Source organism: Paraburkholderia sp. 32 (assembly GCF_050435345.1).
GTDB classification, from domain to species: domain Bacteria; phylum Pseudomonadota; class Gammaproteobacteria; order Burkholderiales; family Burkholderiaceae; genus Paraburkholderia; species Paraburkholderia tuberum.
Window position 1 is genome coordinate 871,148 of sequence record NZ_JBNDKD010000001.1, and the last position, 16,083, is coordinate 887,230.

General features: G+C 65.7%; 15 protein-coding genes. 11 read left to right on the forward strand and 4 right to left on the reverse strand.

The genetic code is table 11. From position 1 onward, the window contains the following. Nucleotides 1-267 precede the first annotated feature (267 nt). Nucleotides 268-402, forward strand: a complete 135-nt coding sequence (locus OKW26_RS04105) for a hypothetical protein (RefSeq protein ID WP_018424013.1) — start codon at nt 268-270, stop codon at nt 400-402. A 153-nt stretch (nt 403-555) separates the two neighbouring features. Here OKW26_RS04105 and OKW26_RS04110 read toward each other — a convergent pair whose 3' ends face one another. After that, nucleotides 556-771, reverse strand: coding sequence for a hypothetical protein (locus OKW26_RS04110; RefSeq protein ID WP_013092833.1), 216 nt, complete (start codon nt 769-771; stop codon nt 556-558). Nucleotides 772-1,062: 291 nt separating this feature from the next. Here OKW26_RS04110 and OKW26_RS04115 point away from each other — a divergent pair, with 291 nt between their 5' ends. Beyond that, complete coding sequence (locus tag OKW26_RS04115) at nt 1,063-1,617, forward strand: NADPH-dependent FMN reductase (protein WP_090808128.1); 555 nt, start codon at nt 1,063-1,065, stop codon at nt 1,615-1,617. Nucleotides 1,618-1,721: 104 nt separating this feature from the next. Here the strand turns inward: OKW26_RS04115 and OKW26_RS04120 are convergent, their stop codons facing one another. Continuing rightward, a complete protein-coding gene (locus OKW26_RS04120) occupies nt 1,722-2,891 on the reverse strand; it encodes a hypothetical protein (RefSeq protein ID WP_429352765.1) in 1,170 nt (389 codons plus the stop codon). A gap of 235 nt (nt 2,892-3,126) precedes the next feature. Further along, complete coding sequence (locus OKW26_RS04125; protein ID WP_429352766.1) at nt 3,127-5,421, reverse strand: response regulator; 2,295 nt, start codon at nt 5,419-5,421, stop codon at nt 3,127-3,129. A gap of 606 nt (nt 5,422-6,027) precedes the next feature. Between OKW26_RS04125 and OKW26_RS04130 the strand changes: the two genes are divergently transcribed. From OKW26_RS04130 to OKW26_RS04170, 9 genes are all read left to right on the forward strand, one after another. After that, on the forward strand, nt 6,028-6,393 hold the full coding sequence (locus tag OKW26_RS04130; protein WP_090808122.1) for a response regulator: 366 nt from the start codon (nt 6,028-6,030) through the stop codon (nt 6,391-6,393). After that, nucleotides 6,386-7,009: a chemotaxis protein CheC gene (locus tag OKW26_RS04135; RefSeq protein ID WP_184031036.1), complete on the forward strand. Its 624-nt coding sequence runs from the start codon at nt 6,386-6,388 to the stop codon at nt 7,007-7,009. Before OKW26_RS04130 ends, OKW26_RS04135 begins: the two co-directional genes overlap by 8 nt. Further along, a complete protein-coding gene (locus OKW26_RS04140) occupies nt 7,006-7,956 on the forward strand; it encodes a sensor domain-containing diguanylate cyclase (RefSeq protein ID WP_184057708.1) in 951 nt (316 codons plus the stop codon). Before OKW26_RS04135 ends, OKW26_RS04140 begins: the two co-directional genes overlap by 4 nt. A gap of 232 nt (nt 7,957-8,188) precedes the next feature. Further along, complete coding sequence (gene hpnD / locus OKW26_RS04145) at nt 8,189-9,037, forward strand: presqualene diphosphate synthase HpnD (protein WP_429352767.1); 849 nt, start codon at nt 8,189-8,191, stop codon at nt 9,035-9,037. A gap of 4 nt (nt 9,038-9,041) precedes the next feature. Continuing rightward, on the forward strand, nt 9,042-10,310 hold the full coding sequence (gene hpnE / locus OKW26_RS04150) for a hydroxysqualene dehydroxylase HpnE (RefSeq protein WP_429352768.1): 1,269 nt from the start codon (nt 9,042-9,044) through the stop codon (nt 10,308-10,310). Further along, nucleotides 10,307-12,385 (forward strand): squalene--hopene cyclase, encoded by a 2,079-nt coding sequence (gene shc, locus OKW26_RS04155; RefSeq protein WP_429352769.1) that lies wholly within the window; start codon nt 10,307-10,309, stop codon nt 12,383-12,385. Before hpnE ends, shc begins: the two co-directional genes overlap by 4 nt. A 3-nt stretch (nt 12,386-12,388) precedes the next feature. Next, complete coding sequence (locus OKW26_RS04160; RefSeq protein ID WP_429352770.1) at nt 12,389-13,147, forward strand: phosphorylase; 759 nt, start codon at nt 12,389-12,391, stop codon at nt 13,145-13,147. 785 nt (nt 13,148-13,932) lie between these two features. Further along, nucleotides 13,933-14,295, forward strand: coding sequence for a CHAP domain-containing protein (locus OKW26_RS04165; RefSeq protein ID WP_429352771.1), 363 nt, complete (start codon nt 13,933-13,935; stop codon nt 14,293-14,295). A gap of 2 nt (nt 14,296-14,297) precedes the next feature. Next, nucleotides 14,298-14,774, forward strand: coding sequence for a DUF3828 domain-containing protein (locus OKW26_RS04170; protein ID WP_429352772.1), 477 nt, complete (start codon nt 14,298-14,300; stop codon nt 14,772-14,774). Nucleotides 14,775-15,063: 289 nt separating this feature from the next. On the opposite strand, the gene OKW26_RS04175 is transcribed toward OKW26_RS04170, so the two are convergent. Beyond that, entirely contained in the window at nt 15,064-16,083 is a 1,020-nt protein-coding gene (locus OKW26_RS04175) for an MlaA family lipoprotein (protein WP_429352773.1), read from the reverse strand.

The window sequence follows — 16,083 nt, forward strand, 5'->3', positions numbered from 1 at the left end:
GGCGCGGCCGCTTATGACACCGGAAATTAATTGTTGCAAGAAATGATATTTCGAGTCTGCGCGCGAAGGCTGTTGGATCGCCATACGGGCCGATCAACGCGTCGCAGTCGACCACCAATTCAAGGCAATCGCACAATAGCGATTATTTCAATTTATAAAATAATGTCTTCTCATCTTCGCTGTTTGTGGACGCGGGCCCGCTCGCTATTCTTCACGCCATCGATCGCATCAGATCGCGCAACCCACACACAAACGAGGACGCACACCATGAAACGCATTTTCTCCGCCCTGATCGCTTCGGCCGCGCTGTTCGCAGCGGCTTCGGGTGTCGCTCACGCCGACGCCCCGGCTTCGACCTGCAACGGCCCGGCGTCGTATTGCAACGTATTTTTTGGCAACTGATCGGCACGTCGAAATACGCAGCAAGGAAGCATGAGAAAAGGGCGCCGGCAACGGCGCCCTTTCATATTCCAGTATTCAGCATTCGGCCTGCATGGGGAGACGGCGGCGTCAAGCGGCCCCTTCTAGCCACGGCCGACGGACAACCCGCGAGTCCTAGCGGCTCGGCGCCTTCCCTCCGCCATCGAGTCCGGCGCCCGTGCGCCACACCTGTTTGCCTTGTTCCGACAACTCGCCGCAGCTATGCGTGGCATCGGCTTCGACGCCGTCGACGGCCATCTCGCCGCCCGCCGGCTCCTGCGCGCGCTGCCGCGCTTTCTTGCGCGCGGCGACCGCTTCGTCGTGGGATTTTCCTGCGTAGTCGAGACTCATGATCCGGTCCTCCAGAATGTCGATGATGTCCCATTTGCCTCAGATCGCCCTGGCCCGAAGGCATGCTTGATTGGCAAGGCAAAAGTTCCACTTATCCACAAGGTTATTCAGCGAATCTGTGGATAACTTTTCGAGCCGCGAGGTTATCCACCGTCAGGTGCCGCAAGAATCCTTCCCGATCCGCTATGAGCTGGCCACATCCGCCAGGGCCTGGGCGTTTCGCGCGGCTTTTGCCTATGATGGACAGTTCGTACTCTCTGCGCGTCGAGCGCCTTACCTGAGGAAGCGAACATGGCCTATCACATTGCAGTGGTCGTCGGCAGCCTGCGGCGGGATTCGTTCAATCGTCAGCTGGCTCAGGCGGTGATTTCCCTCGCTCCAGCCGATTTCACCTTCGAATACATCGATATCGGCTCCTTGCCGCTGTACTCCCAGGACTACGACGCCGACTATCCCGAAGCCGGCAAGAAGCTCAAGGAGCGCGTGCAAGCCGCGGACGGTCTGCTGTTCGTGACGCCCGAATACAACCGCTCGATACCCGGCGTGCTGAAAAACGCGCTCGACTGGGGCTCGCGGCCGTGGGGCACCAACTCGTGGGCCAACAAGCCCGCCGCGGTGATCGGCACCTCGGTCGGTGCGACCGGTAGCGCGCTCGCTCAGCAGCATCTGCGCAACGTGCTCGCCTATCTCGACGTCGCGGCGATGGGGCAGCCCGAGGTGTTCATCAAGCACGATCCAGCGGTGATCAACGAAAAGGGCGAGATCGTCAACGACGGCACGCGCAAGTTCCTGCAGACGTTCATGGACCGCTACGTCACGTGGATCAAGCGGCACGGGGCGGTGTAGCCGAGCCTCAGCGCCGCTGACCGCGTCCTGACCATCCGCCGAAGCAACGCGAACACAGCGCGCGCCGCGTAAGGCGGCCGCGCTCGTGTCGCTCGGCGCATCGCCTACACGTGGTGATGGCCGGTCGCCCGCTCCCAGCCGTGACGCACCGCGAGCTTGAAGCGCTCCCACGTGCTGTCCGGCGACGTGGTTTCCCAATGGCGGCGTGCTTCGGGCTCGATCTCATCCCACGGACGATTGCGGAATCGCGCGTCGCGAGCGATCTCCGCGCCGTAGCGATAGGCCGGCACATAGTCTTCGTAGCGCGCGTTCGCGGCGGCGTACTGCTCGTCGTAGTGCGCGCGGAAATCTTCTTCGTACTCCAGATATTCGTTCGGCATCTGCGCGCCGGGACCGGTGCCCGGCTGCCCGCCTTCGGGGACGATGTCGGACGGCTGCATCACCGCGCCCGAACCCGGTACCGAGCCAGCGGCGATCGCGCGGCGTCCCGCATCGCCGGCGAGCGGATCGACGATGGGTTCGTTGACCGGATCGCTCATCGGCCGTTCGCTGATCGGCGGCGGCGCGAACGGCTTGGCGGCGGCGCCGATGTCCGCCGGCGGCATGGCGGTCAGCGGATCAGGGCGCGGGGTGGCGGGAGGGGGCATGGTGTCGGGTGCGGTCGTACCGGTCGCCGAAGTGGCGCCCGTCGCGCCGGCGATTCCGGTCGATTCGGTCATGGCCGCCGCACCCGCTGCGCCGCTGCTCGAACTCACGCCCGCCGCTCCCGGTGTCGCAGTGGTGTCGCGCATCCCGGGCGTCGCACCCGCCTCGGTCGTTACGCTCGACGTGCGCGGCGTTCCCGGCATCACCGCGCCGATGCCCAGCTCATCGAGTATCGAGTGGTCGCGGTCGGTGGCGGCCGGCGTGTCCGCCTCGGGCGGGCGGTCGCCGATATCCGTCGCGCCGAGCCGCACGAGCGTATTGCGCGCCAGCTCCGCATGCGACTCGCTTGCCGCGTGGACGCACACGAGCACAGCGCCGCGCCGCATCGCCTCGGCATAACGCGCGGTGTCCGATGGGCGCGGCCCGGTCGAGAACAGGCTGGCGAGAAAGCGCTCGATATTCGCGAGCACGCCCGCGTTGGCGACTTCGCTGGTGGCCGAGCCAACCGAAGGTTCGGCGTTCGCCTGCAACTCGATCTTCTCGCGCGCAAAGCCGGTTTGCACGAGCGTGTCGCGGGCGGTTTCGGCCTGCATGTAAGTGTCGAATAAACCAATCACGGTATGTTGCATGGTTGTCTCCCGACATGTTCTGCTGGAACGGGCGGCGCTCGCGGCGTCGTCCCCTTGCCGTGTGCAGGCAAGCAACCTTCATGCCCCGCACCGCCGCGCGGCGCCGCCGCGTCCCATGCCCAGCCGCGCTGCCCGGCGTGCTACGCATGACGCGGGCTCACGATGAAAAAAGCGCGGCGTGTAAACGCCGCGCTTTTTACAAGGCCCGGTAAATGACGCCGGCACGGCGCGGACATCAGGTATCGGCCGGATGCGTGGCGGCATCGTTGCTCGTTTGCACGGCGTCGTGCTGGATCGTTTCGAGCAGTTGCTCCAGCAGTCCGATATCGAACGGCTTGGACAGCACGCGCACGTTCGCGTGCCGCGCGCGGTCGAGCTCTTCCGCGTAGCCGGTGACGAGGATGACCGGCAGCTGTGGGTCGAACCTGAGCACCGCTTCGGCCAGATCGATGCCGTTCATCTTGCCGGGCATGTGGATGTCCGACAGCACCAGATCGAACGGCAGCGGCTCGCCGGTGCTCGCGCGCTTCGCGCGGGCGTCGTCGAGTACATGCAGCGCCGTGTCGGCGTTGAACACGCAGGTGACCTGATGACCCATCGTCTGCAGCAGCGCCTCGGTGCCGGCGGCGACTTCTTCGTTGTCCTCGACGAGCAGCACGCGCAGGCCCTGTGGCACGCCGCTTTCGGTCGCTAGCGCTTCTGCAGGCCCGGCCGTGTGCGGCTCGGTCGACGCGCGCGGCAGATAGAGCCGCACCGAGGTGCCCGCGCCGATCGCGCTGTCGATTGCCGCGAGCCCGCCCGAGCCCTCGCAGAACGCGAAGACCTGCGGCAACCCGAGTCCCGTGCCCATGCCTTTGGGCTTGGTCGTGAAAAGCGGCTCGAACGCGCGCGCGAGCACGTCGGGCGCCATGCCGCCGCCGGTGTCCTCGAGCGACAGTTGCACGAACTCGCCGGTCAGCGGAAAGCCGTCCTCGTGACGGAACACGACATTGCTCGCGCGCACCGTGAAGCGCCCGCCGTTGGCCATCGCATCGCGCGCATTGACGGCGACGTTGATCAGCGCGAGCTCGAGCTCGGCGACGTCGACGCGCACCGGCCAGGTATCGACGCCGCTATTGATCACGAGCGACACCTTCGCGCCGAGCGACGCGCGCAGCAGTTCGCGGCACGACGGCAGCCAGCGTTCGAGCGACAGCGTCTCGGTGCGCAGCGGCTGCTTGCGCGCGACGCCGAGCAGCTGCCGCGTCAGCGACTGGCCGCTCTTCAGCGCGCGCTCCATCGCCGACAGTTCGCGCTCCAGTCCGCCGACGCCGCGCCGTCGCACGATCTGCACGTTGGCCGACAGGATCATCAGCAGGTTGTTGAAGTCGTGCGCGACGCTGCCGACCAGCCTGCCGAGCGCTTCCATCTTGCGCGACTGGCGGTACGCGGATTCGATCGAGCGGCGCATCGATGCCTCGGCCTGCCAACGCTGCCACGCTTCCTCTTCGGCGCCGAGGCGGCGCAGCGACAGCCAGATCACGCACCACAGCGCGATCGACGGCGTGAACATCGACAGGACCAGCACGCTCAGGTGCTTGTACCAGGCGGCCCAGATCGCCGACGTGCGATAGCCGCACAGCACGTAGACCGGATACGAGCCGACGTGCCGGAAGGCGACGATCAGGTTGCCGCCGGCGAAGCTCGAGCGCATCCGCACGACGCCGGAGCGCTGCCCCTGCCTGACCGCTTCGGCGAACGGCGAATCGGACGCGAGCGCGGTCGGCTCGCGTGGGCCGCGCGGGTAATGCGCGAGCACCGCGCCGTCGGTGCGCACGAGGCTCATGATGATCGGCGTAGAGTCGCTGCTGCCGAGCAACTCGCGATAGAACGCGTCGAAATAGCTGGGCCGCAGCGCGATCGACACGACGCCCGCGAACGAGCCATTGGGCGCCTGGCGCTCGACGCCCATGTTGAACACCTGCTCGCCGCTCACATGTCCCGTCATCACTTTCGACACGCGTTCCAGCACGTTGCCGTCGCGGATGCCGACGAAATCGTCGCGCTGGCCGACCGAATTTTCCGGCGACGGATACAGGCGGCTGCTCACGAGCAGCGCGCCCTGCTGGCCGAAGATCGACACCGAGGCTACCTGCGGATAGCCGCCGCCCATCGTGCGCAACTTGTCGTGAATCGTGTGTTCGCGCGCGCGAATGCCGTCGTCGTCGAGGCCGTCGGTCAGTTCGACGATGCGCGAGTTCAGCGTCTCGTTCATGTCGAACACCTTCAACGCGTGTTCTTCGGCGACCCGCACCGTGCGCAGCGCCAGATCGGTGGCGTCGGCCTCGCGCGAGCGCAGATCGGCGAATGCCATCGCCGCGACGTAGACGAACGGCAGCACGATCGCCGCGACCAGCAGCGCGATCAGCGTGATGCGACGCACCTGGAAATTCTGTTCCGGCACGGTGGGAAACGACGCGTCGTCCTGCTCGCGGGCAGGACGACGCGAAAGACGGCCCGCGCGGGCGGAGTCGACCCGGTCTGATGTCATTGTCGTTGACGCGAAAAGTCGTTCGGATGTGGCAGCCCCGTATCGGGCCGTTGCCGGCACCATGCCGCCTTCAGAACAAGCATAGACGCAGCACGGAATAATTTGCCGCAACGCGTTGGAGATGGGCGTCCGCCGTGCCGGCCGTTCTTTAAGAGCGGCTTTAAAACAGCGACGAATCGGGAAGCGCAAACGTACACAAAAGGATAAAGATAAAAAAATGTCCGCCCCGACGATAGATCTATTTCTGAAATTCGCCTAGCAGAGAAACAGATCGTTACCGTCAGCGATTCTGGCGAGTTGCTTTTGCGCGACTTTACTTCGACAATCCTCGTCACGATAAAAAGGGCCGTTGCCACCTCCGTGCGCCGGATCGTCAAGGTTCGCCAAACGCGTCCTGCTGCATTCGCACCCCCTCTCGCCAAAGGCAATTGCAATTCGACAGGCGCCACTGTACCTGGTCGCGCATCGGTCGGCATCACGCGAAGGTGTGCCACCCTCCGCTGTCGCGACGAACGAAATACGCACACAACCAGGCGCGGAAAGCGCGCAGACGAACCAGCCGATTCCTTTATCCGACCCGCCCAAACCGCCCGACCCGCCGTTGCCATGCTCCCCATTGTGATCGCCGACGATTCGCTGCTCGCCCGCAAGTTGCTCACGAAGGCACTGCCGCCCGACTGGGCAGTCGACGTGTCCTACGCGACGAACGGGCACGAGGCGCTCACGCTGTATCGCGAGGGCAAGGCATCGGTGATGTTCCTCGACCTGACGATGCCGGACATGACCGGCTACCAGGTCCTCGAAGCGTTGCAGCACGAGGACCTCAACACCTTCGTGATCGTCGTTTCCGCCGACGTGCAGCCGCTCGCCCAGCAGCGCGTGCGCGAGCTCGGCGCGATCGCGTTCATCGCCAAGCCGGTGACGCCGGAGGCGGTCCTGCCCATCCTCAAGGAGTACGGCTTGTATGTCTGAGCCCGCCTTCACCGAAGACCAGCGCGACGCGCTACAGGAAATCGCCAATCTCGCGATGGGCCGGGCCGCGACGCGGCTAGCGGGCCTGCTCGATTCGTTCATCGAACTGTCGGTGCCGCGCGTGCGGATGGTCGCGGTGAGCGACGCGGCGCGCACGCTGCGCGAGATGACCCATATCGACGACACAGTCAGCGCGGTGCGTCAGGGCTTTCGCTCGGACATCAAGGGCGAGGTGCTGGTGATCTGTCGCAGCGACAGCATCGCGCAGCTGTGTTCGCTCGTCCGCGACCCGTACGCGCGTTCGAGCTACGAGGAGGTCGGCGAGCGCGAACTGATGCTCGACGTCGCGAACCTGCTGTCCGGCGCGTGCGTGTCGTCGATACTCGACCAGCTCGGCCGCACGCCGGTGTTTTCTGCGCCGGGCATGCTCGGCGACACGCTGACGCTCGACGAAGTGTTCCAGCCCGGCGTGCTGCAATGGCAGGTGGCGCTGCTCGTCGAAGTGAATTTCGCGCTCGAACATCAGAGTTTTCGCGCGCATCTGGTGATGCTGATGGCCGAAGAATCAATCCGTCACATGAACGAAGCGCTCGATGCGCTGCTGTCCAGTATATGAACGTCTCCGTGGAATCGTTGAGCGACCTCGTGGTCGAGCGGGTCGGTTTTGGCATCTTCGTGCTCGACCGTGAACTGAAGGTGCTGATGTGGAATCGCTTCATGCAGGACCATAGCGGCCTGTCGGCGGAGCAGGTGGTCGGCCACTCGATCTACCAGAACTTTCCGGAGCTGCCGCGCGTGTGGCTGTCGCGCAAGATCGAGAGCGTGTTTCAGCTCGGCAGCTTTGCGTTCAGCTCGTGGGAGCAGCGCCCGTATCTGTTCAAGTTCGATCACGACCGGCCGATCACCGGTGGGGTCGACTTCATGCAGCAGGACTGCACGTTCATGCCGCTGATGCGCGGTCGTGAGGTGGTGGCCGTGTGCGTGACGATCTCCGACGTGACGCACGTGAGCATCGTGCAGCGCGAACGCGAGGAGGCAGTTGCGAAGCTGCAGGAGTACGCGAATCGCGACGGACTGACCGGCATCGCGAACCGGCGCTTTTTCGAAACGCGGCTGCGCGACGAGTTCACGCGCTGGCAGCGCTACGGCGGCGAGATGTCGATGTTGCTGTTCGACCTCGATCACTTCAAGAAGATCAACGACCAGTTCGGTCATGGCGTCGGCGATACGGTGCTGCGTGTGATGGCGCAGCGCGTCGCCGGCGTGGTGCGCGCACAGGACACGTTCGGGCGCTTCGGCGGCGAAGAGTTCGCGCTGCTGCTGCCGTGCACGCCGCTCGACGACGCGATGCTGGTGGCGGAGAAGATCCGTCGCGTGATCGAGGAAACGCCGGTGGAGCTGATCGGCACCAGCGTGCCGGTCACGGCGAGCCTCGGCGGCGCGACGGCGCGCGCCGGCGTGCCCGCCTACGACGTGCTGATCAACGAGGCCGACGCGGCGCTCTATAGCGCAAAGCGTCAGGGCCGCAACTGCGCGGTCGCGTTCCGGCTCGCGGGAGCCTGATTCGCTAGCGGAGGCGGCGCGGTCGAGGCCGCCGCGCCGGCGGCCTTCCTTCCCGTCCCCCTATTGACCGGCGAAACTGCGGTCACCGGCAAAGATTGCTATACTTTTCGCCGTTTCCGGCCGCCCAGCCGGATGTTTCGCGCGTGTCCGCGCGCGCGGGCCCACTGCCCTGCGGGTCGGCATAAAAACCTCTTTGAACGCCTTTCAGCGGGCGCCTCCAGCGGAGATCGTCTTGGCTGTTTCCAATCTTGTCGTGGACGATACTGAAATCGACGCCGCGGCCGCCACGTCCGGCAGCTCGTTTTATCTTGCGATGCGCATCTTGCCGGCGGCGCAGCGCGATGCGATGTACCAGGTCTACGCCTTCTGCCGCGCCGTCGACGACATCGCCGACAGCGACCGGCCGCGCGCCGAGCGCGCGGCCGGGCTCGAGCAATGGCGCGCCGAGATCGACGCTTGCTACGCCGGCCAGCCGCGCGCGTCGCTGCGCGCGCTGACGCGGCACATTCACACGTTTCATCTGCAACGCGAGGATTTTCACGCAATGATCGACGGCATGGCGATGGATGCCGCCGCCGACATCTGCGCGCCCGACGACGCCACGCTCGACCTCTATTGCGACCGCGTCGCGAGCGCGGCCGGCCGTCTGTCGGTGAGGATATTCGGGATGCGTGACGAGCCGGGCCGGCTGCTCGCGCACCATCTCGGCCGCGCGCTGCAGCTCACCAACATCCTGCGCGATATCGACGAAGACGCCGTCATCAACCGCTGCTATCTACCGCGCGAGCTGCTCGCGCGCGAAGGCATCGCGGCCACGGATCCGCGGCAGATCGCTGACGATCCGACGCTGCCGCGCGTCTGCGCGACGCTCGCCGAGCGCGCGAAGCAGCACTTCGCCGCGTCCGACGCGATCATGGATCGCGAGCCGCGCGCTCAGGTGCGCGCGCCGCGCATCATGTCGGGCGTCTATCGCGTGCTGCTCGAGCGCGCGCTGGAGCGCGGCTTCGACGTTCCGCGCACGAAGGTCCGCAAGCCGAAGCTGCGCCTGCTGTGGATCGTCGCGCGTTACGCGCTTTTCTGAGCTGATGCCGAAGCTCGTCCACGTGGTCGGCGCGGGCGTGGCCGGGCTCGCCGCCGCCGTGCAACTGCAGCGGCGCGGCGCGCGGGTCGTGCTGCACGAAGCGCAGGATCACGCGGGCGGCCGCTGCCGTTCGTACTACGACGCGAAGCTTGGTGCGACGCTCGACAGCGGCAATCACATCGTGCTGTCCGCCAATGCCGCGACGCTCAACTACGTGCGCGCGATCGGCGCCGCCGACGAACTGGTCGGCCCCGCGCAGCCCGAGTATCCGTTCGTCGATCTGGCCACGCGTTCGCGCTGGAGCGTGCGTCTGTCGCCGGGGAGTTTGCCGTGGTGGATTTTCGATGCGCACGCGCGCGTGCCGAACACGGGCCCGACCGATTACCTGTCGCTCGTGCCGCTGCTGTTTGCGAAACCGGGCCGCAGCGTCGCGCAGACGATGCGCTGTCACGGTCCGCTGTGGGAACGGCTGCTGCGGCCGCTGCTGCATGTGCTGCTGAATCTGGAGCCGCGCGACGCGTCGGCCGAACTGACCGGCGCGCTCGTGCGCGAAACGCTGCTCGCGGGCGGGCTCGCGTGCCGGCCGCTGGTCGCGCGTAATGGTCTTGGCAGCGCGTTCGTCGATCCGGCGCTGCGTCTGCTGCAACATGGCGGCGCGACGATCCGGCTCGGTTCGCGTCTGCGCGACATCACGTTCGCGGCCGACCCGGCCCGTGTGCAGGCGCTGCATTTCGACGATGAGAGCATCGCGCTCGGCGCGAACGAGGCGGTGATTCTCGCGCTGCCGCCCGAAGCCGCGGTGGCTCTCGTGCCGGGCCTGCGCGCGCCGACGCGTTTCGCGGCCGTGCTCAACGTGCATTTCGCGGTCGAGCCGCCGTTCGGCCTGCCGCAGATCACCGCGCTGCTGAACGGAACGGCCGAATGGCTGTTTGCGTTCGACGAGCGCCTGTCGGTGACGCTCAACGGCGCCGAGCGGCTCGTCGACACGCCGCGTGACGTGCTGGCGGCGACCGTCTGGGCCGAGGTCGCGCAGGCGGTCAATCTGCCGGTCGCGCCGCTGCCGCGCTGGCAGGTGGTGATGGAATCGCGCGCGACGTTTGCTGCGCTGCCCGCGCAGGAGACATTGCGGGCGGGCACGCGCACTCGCTGGAACAATTTGGTGCTCGCGGGCGACTGGACGGCCACCGGCCTGCCCGCGATGCTCGAAGGCGCGGTCCGCTCCGGCCGGAAGGCCGCGGATACGCTGCTGAATCAACCGATGGAACGCAGATGAACGACTTATCTCACACCCAGCCGCTCGACGCGGCGCTGCCCGAAGCCGCCGATGCGGCGCCGGACCTGGCCGAAGCTGCCGTGGTTGCCAACGCGCCCGCCGTGGCGGACGCATTGGCAACCGCAACGCCGGCGCCCGTGCGGCGCGCGAGCGCGCTCGACGCATCGATCACGCGCGCGACCGATGCGATCCTGGCCGCGCAGCAGCCGGACGGCCATTGGGTCTACGAACTCGAAGCCGACGCGACGATTCCGGCCGAATACGTGTTGCTGGTCCACTATCTCGGCGAAACGCCGAACCTCGAACTCGAACAGAAGATCGCGCGTTATCTGCGCCGCATCCAGTTGCCGAACGGCGGCTGGCCGCTCTTCACCGACGGCGCGCTCGACATCAGCGCGAGCGTGAAGGCGTACTTCGCGCTGAAGATGATCGGCGACCCGGTCGATGCCGAGCACATGGTGCGCGCGCGCGACGCGATCCTCGCGCACGGCGGCGCGGAACACGCGAACGTGTTCACGCGAATCCTGCTAGCCCTCTTTGGCGTGGTGTCGTGGCGCGCGGTGCCGATGATGCCGGTCGAGATCATGCTGCTGCCGGTGTGGTTCCCGTTCCATCTGTCGAAGGTGTCGTACTGGGCGCGCACGGTGATCGTGCCGCTGCTGGTGCTCAACGCGAAGCGGCCGCTCGCGCGTAATCCGCGCAAGGTGCGCATCGACGAGCTGTTCCGCGGCGCGCCGGTGAACACCGGCATGAACGAGCGCGCACCGCATCAGCACGCGGGCTGGTTCGGCCTGTTCCGTTGTGTCGATTCGGTGCTGCGCGCGGTCGATGGCCTGTTGCCGAAGGCGACCCGCGAGCGCGCGATCCGCGCGGCGGTCGCGTTCGTCGACGAACGACTGAACGGCGAGGACGGCCTCGGCGCGATTTTCCCGGCGATGGCCAACTCGGTGATGATGTACGACGTGCTCGGCTATCCGGCCGATCATCCGCATCGCGCGATCGCTCGCAAATCTCTCGACAAGCTGCTCGTCGTCAAGGACGACGAAGCGTATTGCCAGCCGTGTCTGTCGCCGGTGTGGGATACGTCGCTCGCCGCGCACGCTTTGCTCGAAACCGGCGAAGCGCGCGCCGAACAGGCGGCCGAACGCGGGCTCGCGTGGCTGCGTCCGCTGCAGATTCTCGACGTGCGCGGCGACTGGATTTCGCGCCGCCCCAACGTGCGGCCGGGCGGCTGGGCGTTCCAGTACAACAACGCGCATTTCCCGGATGTCGACGATACCGCGGTGGTCGCGATGGCGATGCACCGCTCGGCGGCGCTCACGCAATCCGATGTCGATCGCGAAGCAATTGCCCGCGCGCGCGAATGGGTGGTCGGCATGCAGAGCAGCGACGGCGGCTGGGGCGCGTTCGAGCCGGAAAACACGCAGTACTACCTGAACAACATTCCGTTCTCGGACCACGGCGCGCTGCTCGATCCGCCGACCGCGGACGTGTCGGGCCGCTGTCTGTCGATGTTCGCGCAGATCGGCGAGCTGCCGCAAAGCAGCGAGCCGGCGCGCCGCGCGTTCGACTACATGCTGCAGGAGCAGGAGTCGGACGGCAGCTGGTACGGCCGCTGGGGCCTGAACTACATCTACGGCACATGGACCGCGCTGTGCTCGCTGAACGCGGCCGGCATGCCGCACGACGACCCGCGCATGCGGCGCGCGGTGCAATGGCTCGTGTCGATCCAGAACGACGACGGCGGTTGGGGCGAGGGCGGCGAGAGCTACAAGCTCGACTATCGCGGCTACGAGCGTGCGCCGAGCACCGCGTCGCAGACAGCCTGGGCGCTGCTCGGACTGATGGCGGCGGGGGAGGTCGATCACGAGGCGGTGGCGCGCGGTATCGACTATCTGCAGCGTGAGCAGCGCGAGCATGGGCTGTGGGACGAAACCCGGTTTACCGCGACCGGCTTTCCGCGCGTGTTTTATCTGCGCTACCACGGCTATCGCAAATTCTTCCCGCTGTGGGCGCTCGCGCGCTTCCGTCATCTGAAGCGCAATGGGCTCACGCGCGTCACGGTCGGGATGTGACGGATGTCCGTGTCGATGACGCCGTCCGTGGGGACGGGCGATAGCGGCTTGCCGGTGATCGTCGTGACGGGCATGGCGTTCGAGGCGCGCATCGCGCGCGGCGACGGCAGCGAGCGCGTCGAAGTCGTGTACGCGGCGCGCGCCGATCTGCTCGAGCGCGCACTGAACGCCGCGGTCGCTCGCGGCGCGGCGGGGATCGTCAGTTTCGGCACGGCGGGTGGGCTCGCGCCGGATCTGCAGCCGGGCGCGCTGATCGTCGCGGATGCCGTGCATGGGCCGTTCGGGCGTATCGACACGGATCGGCAATGGGCGGAGCGGATTGCCGCCGCCGTGACCAACGTCAGGACGGCAGAAGGGCTCGCGGGACGTCTGCGCCGTGGCGCGATGGCGGCGGTCGCCGCGCCGCTGATCACCGCCGAAGATAAACGCGCGCTGCACGAATCGACCGGCGCGCTCGCGGTGGATATGGAATCGCACATCGCTGGCGCGACCGCTGCCGCGCACGGTCTGCCGTTCGCCGTGTGTCGCGCGATCGTCGATCCGGCCTGGCGCACGCTGCCACCGGCCGCGACCGCTGGTTTGCGCGACGACGGCAGCACCGCCCTCGGGCCAATTCTGCGCGAATTGCTGCGGCAGCCGTCGCAACTCGGCGCGCTGCTGCGCCTCGCCGGCGATGCGCGCGCCGCGCGGACTACGCTGGTCCAGGCGCGGGAGGCCTTGGGGAAGGGCGGCGCGCTGCGGATCGCGGGCGTCAGCAGTTGAGCGACGGGGATGGCGGTTAGCCATCCCAACTGCGTCTGGGGCCGGCAGCAAGTCGCTAGCGTGGGCGTGACCTACCCCTGGAGCGGCGACTCGAGTCTTCGCCCAGGTCCCTTAGGCGGTTGCGCAGCCGCTGGTTATCTGCGTAAAGCCCCGCAAATGCCAGTATGAACAGTAGCAGCGGAAACCACTGGCCGCTGTAGCGAATCAGCGCCCATGCGATCGCCGCACAGGCGATAGCGGCGAGCAGAAGCGCCACTTTATCGACGATCCAATTCATACCAATTCCGCTCGATGGAGCGCCAGACAGGCGTAGTGCCGGCGCGCTGGCCTGTTTGTCAGCACTTCCGGATGGCGACGGATGAATGCCAGCATGGTCTGTGGAACGACCAATCCGAGGCGATCAATTGCAGTGAGGCGGCGCGTTCGCTGATTCAATGGCTTTGGTGTCCCATGTTCCGAGTCGCACGTCTTCTGCCCGCATGCGTAGGGTCAGCGGCACCGGGTCCGCCTGCACGGCGGTCCCAGATATTGGTGTCAATCACGGCAGCCTGTCCTCGGGTAGCACCAGGCGGCCGAATGAATACCGGTTATTGCTCACAATGTTCACCGGTTAAAAAAGAGAAAATTCTAGCCGATGAATGCCCGTTTTTATTTTCGGATAGCATCCTCCGTAATAAAAATGGTGAATCTAATTGTAAATTCTGGTCAAATTCCATATTAATAATTGACTCGCCCATCGAGTGGCGGCAATTATCAGGCTCCTCTTCTTAAGGAGCCTGATAAAAATGGCATGGGACAAAACCGGTGCGGTACGATACCTGCAAGCTAACGCGAGGCTATCGAGCCAGAGCCGATGCGCGGAGTACACCAGGCGTGCGATTGAAGCGGGAGGACTGCGGATTACGCATACGGCGTACGCGAAAGATTACGGCTCGTCGCTCGTGGGAGCGGGGTTTCACGAGGTGGATGTCACTCCGCAGCGCGGCGACGTGGTAGTTATTCAGGCCATTACGGGTCATCCATACGGCCACATGGCGATGTTTGACGGCCAGATATGGATATCGGATTTTCGACAATTGCATGGGTTTTATCCGGGTCAGGCCTATCGAACCATGAAACCTACATACAAAATATTCCGGCACGACTGACAATGAGTAAATTTCTTTTGCGCGTTTTTGCCTCACTGGCTCTTGCGTTGGTACTCGAGCCGGGTGTAACCACCGCAGCGACTCCGGATACACCAGAGGCCGCAGTGAAGGCGTTTTACACTTGGTATTTGCAGCAGGAGGGCAGCGTTTATCAACTGACGGATAGCCACATTTACAACTATGTGGCAAAACCGACGGTCGATAATCTGCGGGACGACTATCGCCACAAACGCTTGCCGGGCGGAGCGGACTACTTCACGCGGGTGCAAGACCTCGATCCGCAAATATGGCTCACAACGATGACTTTGCATCCGGCAATCGCGCTCGGCGGGACGGCGGTAATTCCAGTCACGTTCGGGTTAACGGAAAAACAGAATCTCGTCGTGTTCGTCGCAAAGGAAAACGGGCATTGGCGGATAACCAAGGTAGAGGACACAACCGGCTATCAGGGATTCCACCAGTATGACCCGATGGATTAGGGAATACGTTCCCAACCTGCCCGCCCGCTGTCGAGCGGGCTTTTTTCCGTCGGCGCTGCATGGCCGCACGAGTATCCGTTCCGCGGACGAGCAGTTCGCTCACTATCGCGCGAACTCCAAGCCGGTACCGCAAACGGCACCCGTCAGGGCCGTCGAGGAAGGGTGACGTCTGGCTGTACTTCAGCGTGGGGCGCCCATCCAGGGCGCCCCGCTGTGCCTTGTAGCGCTGGACTGAAGCGCCAGGGCCCGGCGGCCGGCCCGGCGGCCGGTTCCCAGATCCCCTGGAGCGCTATTGCGGGGCCGACGCCGGCTCAGCAGGCACCGCTGGCGTAGCGCCCGCGCCACTGTCACCCGGATCGGTGTAGTTCGGCAGATCCCCGCTGGGCGCGTTGGTCGCTCCACCGGAAGCCCCATTGGGCGCCGACGAGGACTCACCCGGATCGTTGTAATTCGGCAGCGCGCCGGGCGCGCCCTTGGCCGCGCCGCCCGCTCCCGAAGCGCCATTGGGCGTCTCGCCCACATCGCCCGGATCGGAGTAATTCGGCAGGCCGCCCGCCGGCGCGCCTGCCGCTGGGGCAGCAGCCGGGCTCGTATTGCCGTTATCGTCGTAGTTCGGCAGCGGCGGAGGGTTATTGCTCGTGCCGCGCAGACGCGCGAGGCGCTGCTGCACATAGGCATCACGAACGAACGAGTACTTGTCGAGCGCAGCCTGCTCCAGAAGGCTGGTCGCGCCGAGCAGATCCGCACGTGTGCTCACGAACTGCAGCACGTACAGCGGATTGCGGGTCGCGGGTTCGATATAGTTCAGCGGATTGAACTTCACATCGACGACGAGCCCCATGCTGTCGCGCACCGTGCTCGGCCCGAACAGCGGCAGCACCAGATACGGACCCGACGGAATGCCCCAATGCCCGAGCGTCAGACCGAAGTCCTGATGATGCTTGGGCAGACCGGCCGGCGTCGCCCAGTCGAGCAGGCCGCCAATCCCAAACACCGAGTTGAACGCGAAGCGCATGATGTCTTCGGTCGCATCGGTGATCTTCAGTTGCAGCAGCGCGTTTGCGGCGTTGGTGAGGTCGCCGAGGTTCGAGAAGAAATTGCTGACGGCGGTGCGCAGCGGCTGCGGCGTCACTTTCTGGTAGCCCTTCGCGACCGGCACCGCGATATAGCGATCGACTCCGTCATTGAAATTGAAGATCACCCGGTTCACCGGCTCGAACGGGTCGCCCGGCTTGCGATCCGGAGCGGTCGCGCAGCCGGAAATGAGACCCGCGGCGGTGAGCGCCAGCGCGGTGTTACGCAGCTTCAT

What these genes read in the sequence shown, in the direction of transcription:
- OKW26_RS04105 (WP_018424013.1), top strand. Translation starts at nt 268, where the DNA reads ATGAAACGCATTTTCTCCGCCCTGATCGCTTCGGCCGCGCTGTTCGCA.
- OKW26_RS04110 (WP_013092833.1), bottom strand. Translation starts at nt 771, where the DNA reads ATGAGTCTCGACTACGCAGGAAAATCCCACGACGAAGCGGTCGCCGCG.
- OKW26_RS04115 (WP_090808128.1), top strand. Translation starts at nt 1,063, where the DNA reads ATGGCCTATCACATTGCAGTGGTCGTCGGCAGCCTGCGGCGGGATTCG.
- OKW26_RS04120 (WP_429352765.1), bottom strand. Translation starts at nt 2,891, where the DNA reads ATGCAACATACCGTGATTGGTTTATTCGACACTTACATGCAGGCCGAA.
- OKW26_RS04125 (WP_429352766.1), bottom strand. Translation starts at nt 5,421, where the DNA reads ATGACATCAGACCGGGTCGACTCCGCCCGCGCGGGCCGTCTTTCGCGT.
- OKW26_RS04130 (WP_090808122.1), top strand. Translation starts at nt 6,028, where the DNA reads ATGCTCCCCATTGTGATCGCCGACGATTCGCTGCTCGCCCGCAAGTTG.
- OKW26_RS04135 (WP_184031036.1), top strand. Translation starts at nt 6,386, where the DNA reads ATGTCTGAGCCCGCCTTCACCGAAGACCAGCGCGACGCGCTACAGGAA.
- OKW26_RS04140 (WP_184057708.1), top strand. Translation starts at nt 7,006, where the DNA reads ATGAACGTCTCCGTGGAATCGTTGAGCGACCTCGTGGTCGAGCGGGTC.
- hpnE (WP_429352768.1), top strand. Translation starts at nt 9,042, where the DNA reads ATGCCGAAGCTCGTCCACGTGGTCGGCGCGGGCGTGGCCGGGCTCGCC.
- shc (WP_429352769.1), top strand. Translation starts at nt 10,307, where the DNA reads ATGAACGACTTATCTCACACCCAGCCGCTCGACGCGGCGCTGCCCGAA.
- OKW26_RS04160 (WP_429352770.1), top strand. Translation starts at nt 12,389, where the DNA reads ATGTCCGTGTCGATGACGCCGTCCGTGGGGACGGGCGATAGCGGCTTG.
- OKW26_RS04165 (WP_429352771.1), top strand. Translation starts at nt 13,933, where the DNA reads ATGGCATGGGACAAAACCGGTGCGGTACGATACCTGCAAGCTAACGCG.
- OKW26_RS04170 (WP_429352772.1), top strand. Translation starts at nt 14,298, where the DNA reads ATGAGTAAATTTCTTTTGCGCGTTTTTGCCTCACTGGCTCTTGCGTTG.
- OKW26_RS04175 (WP_429352773.1), bottom strand. Translation starts at nt 16,083, where the DNA reads ATGAAGCTGCGTAACACCGCGCTGGCGCTCACCGCCGCGGGTCTCATT.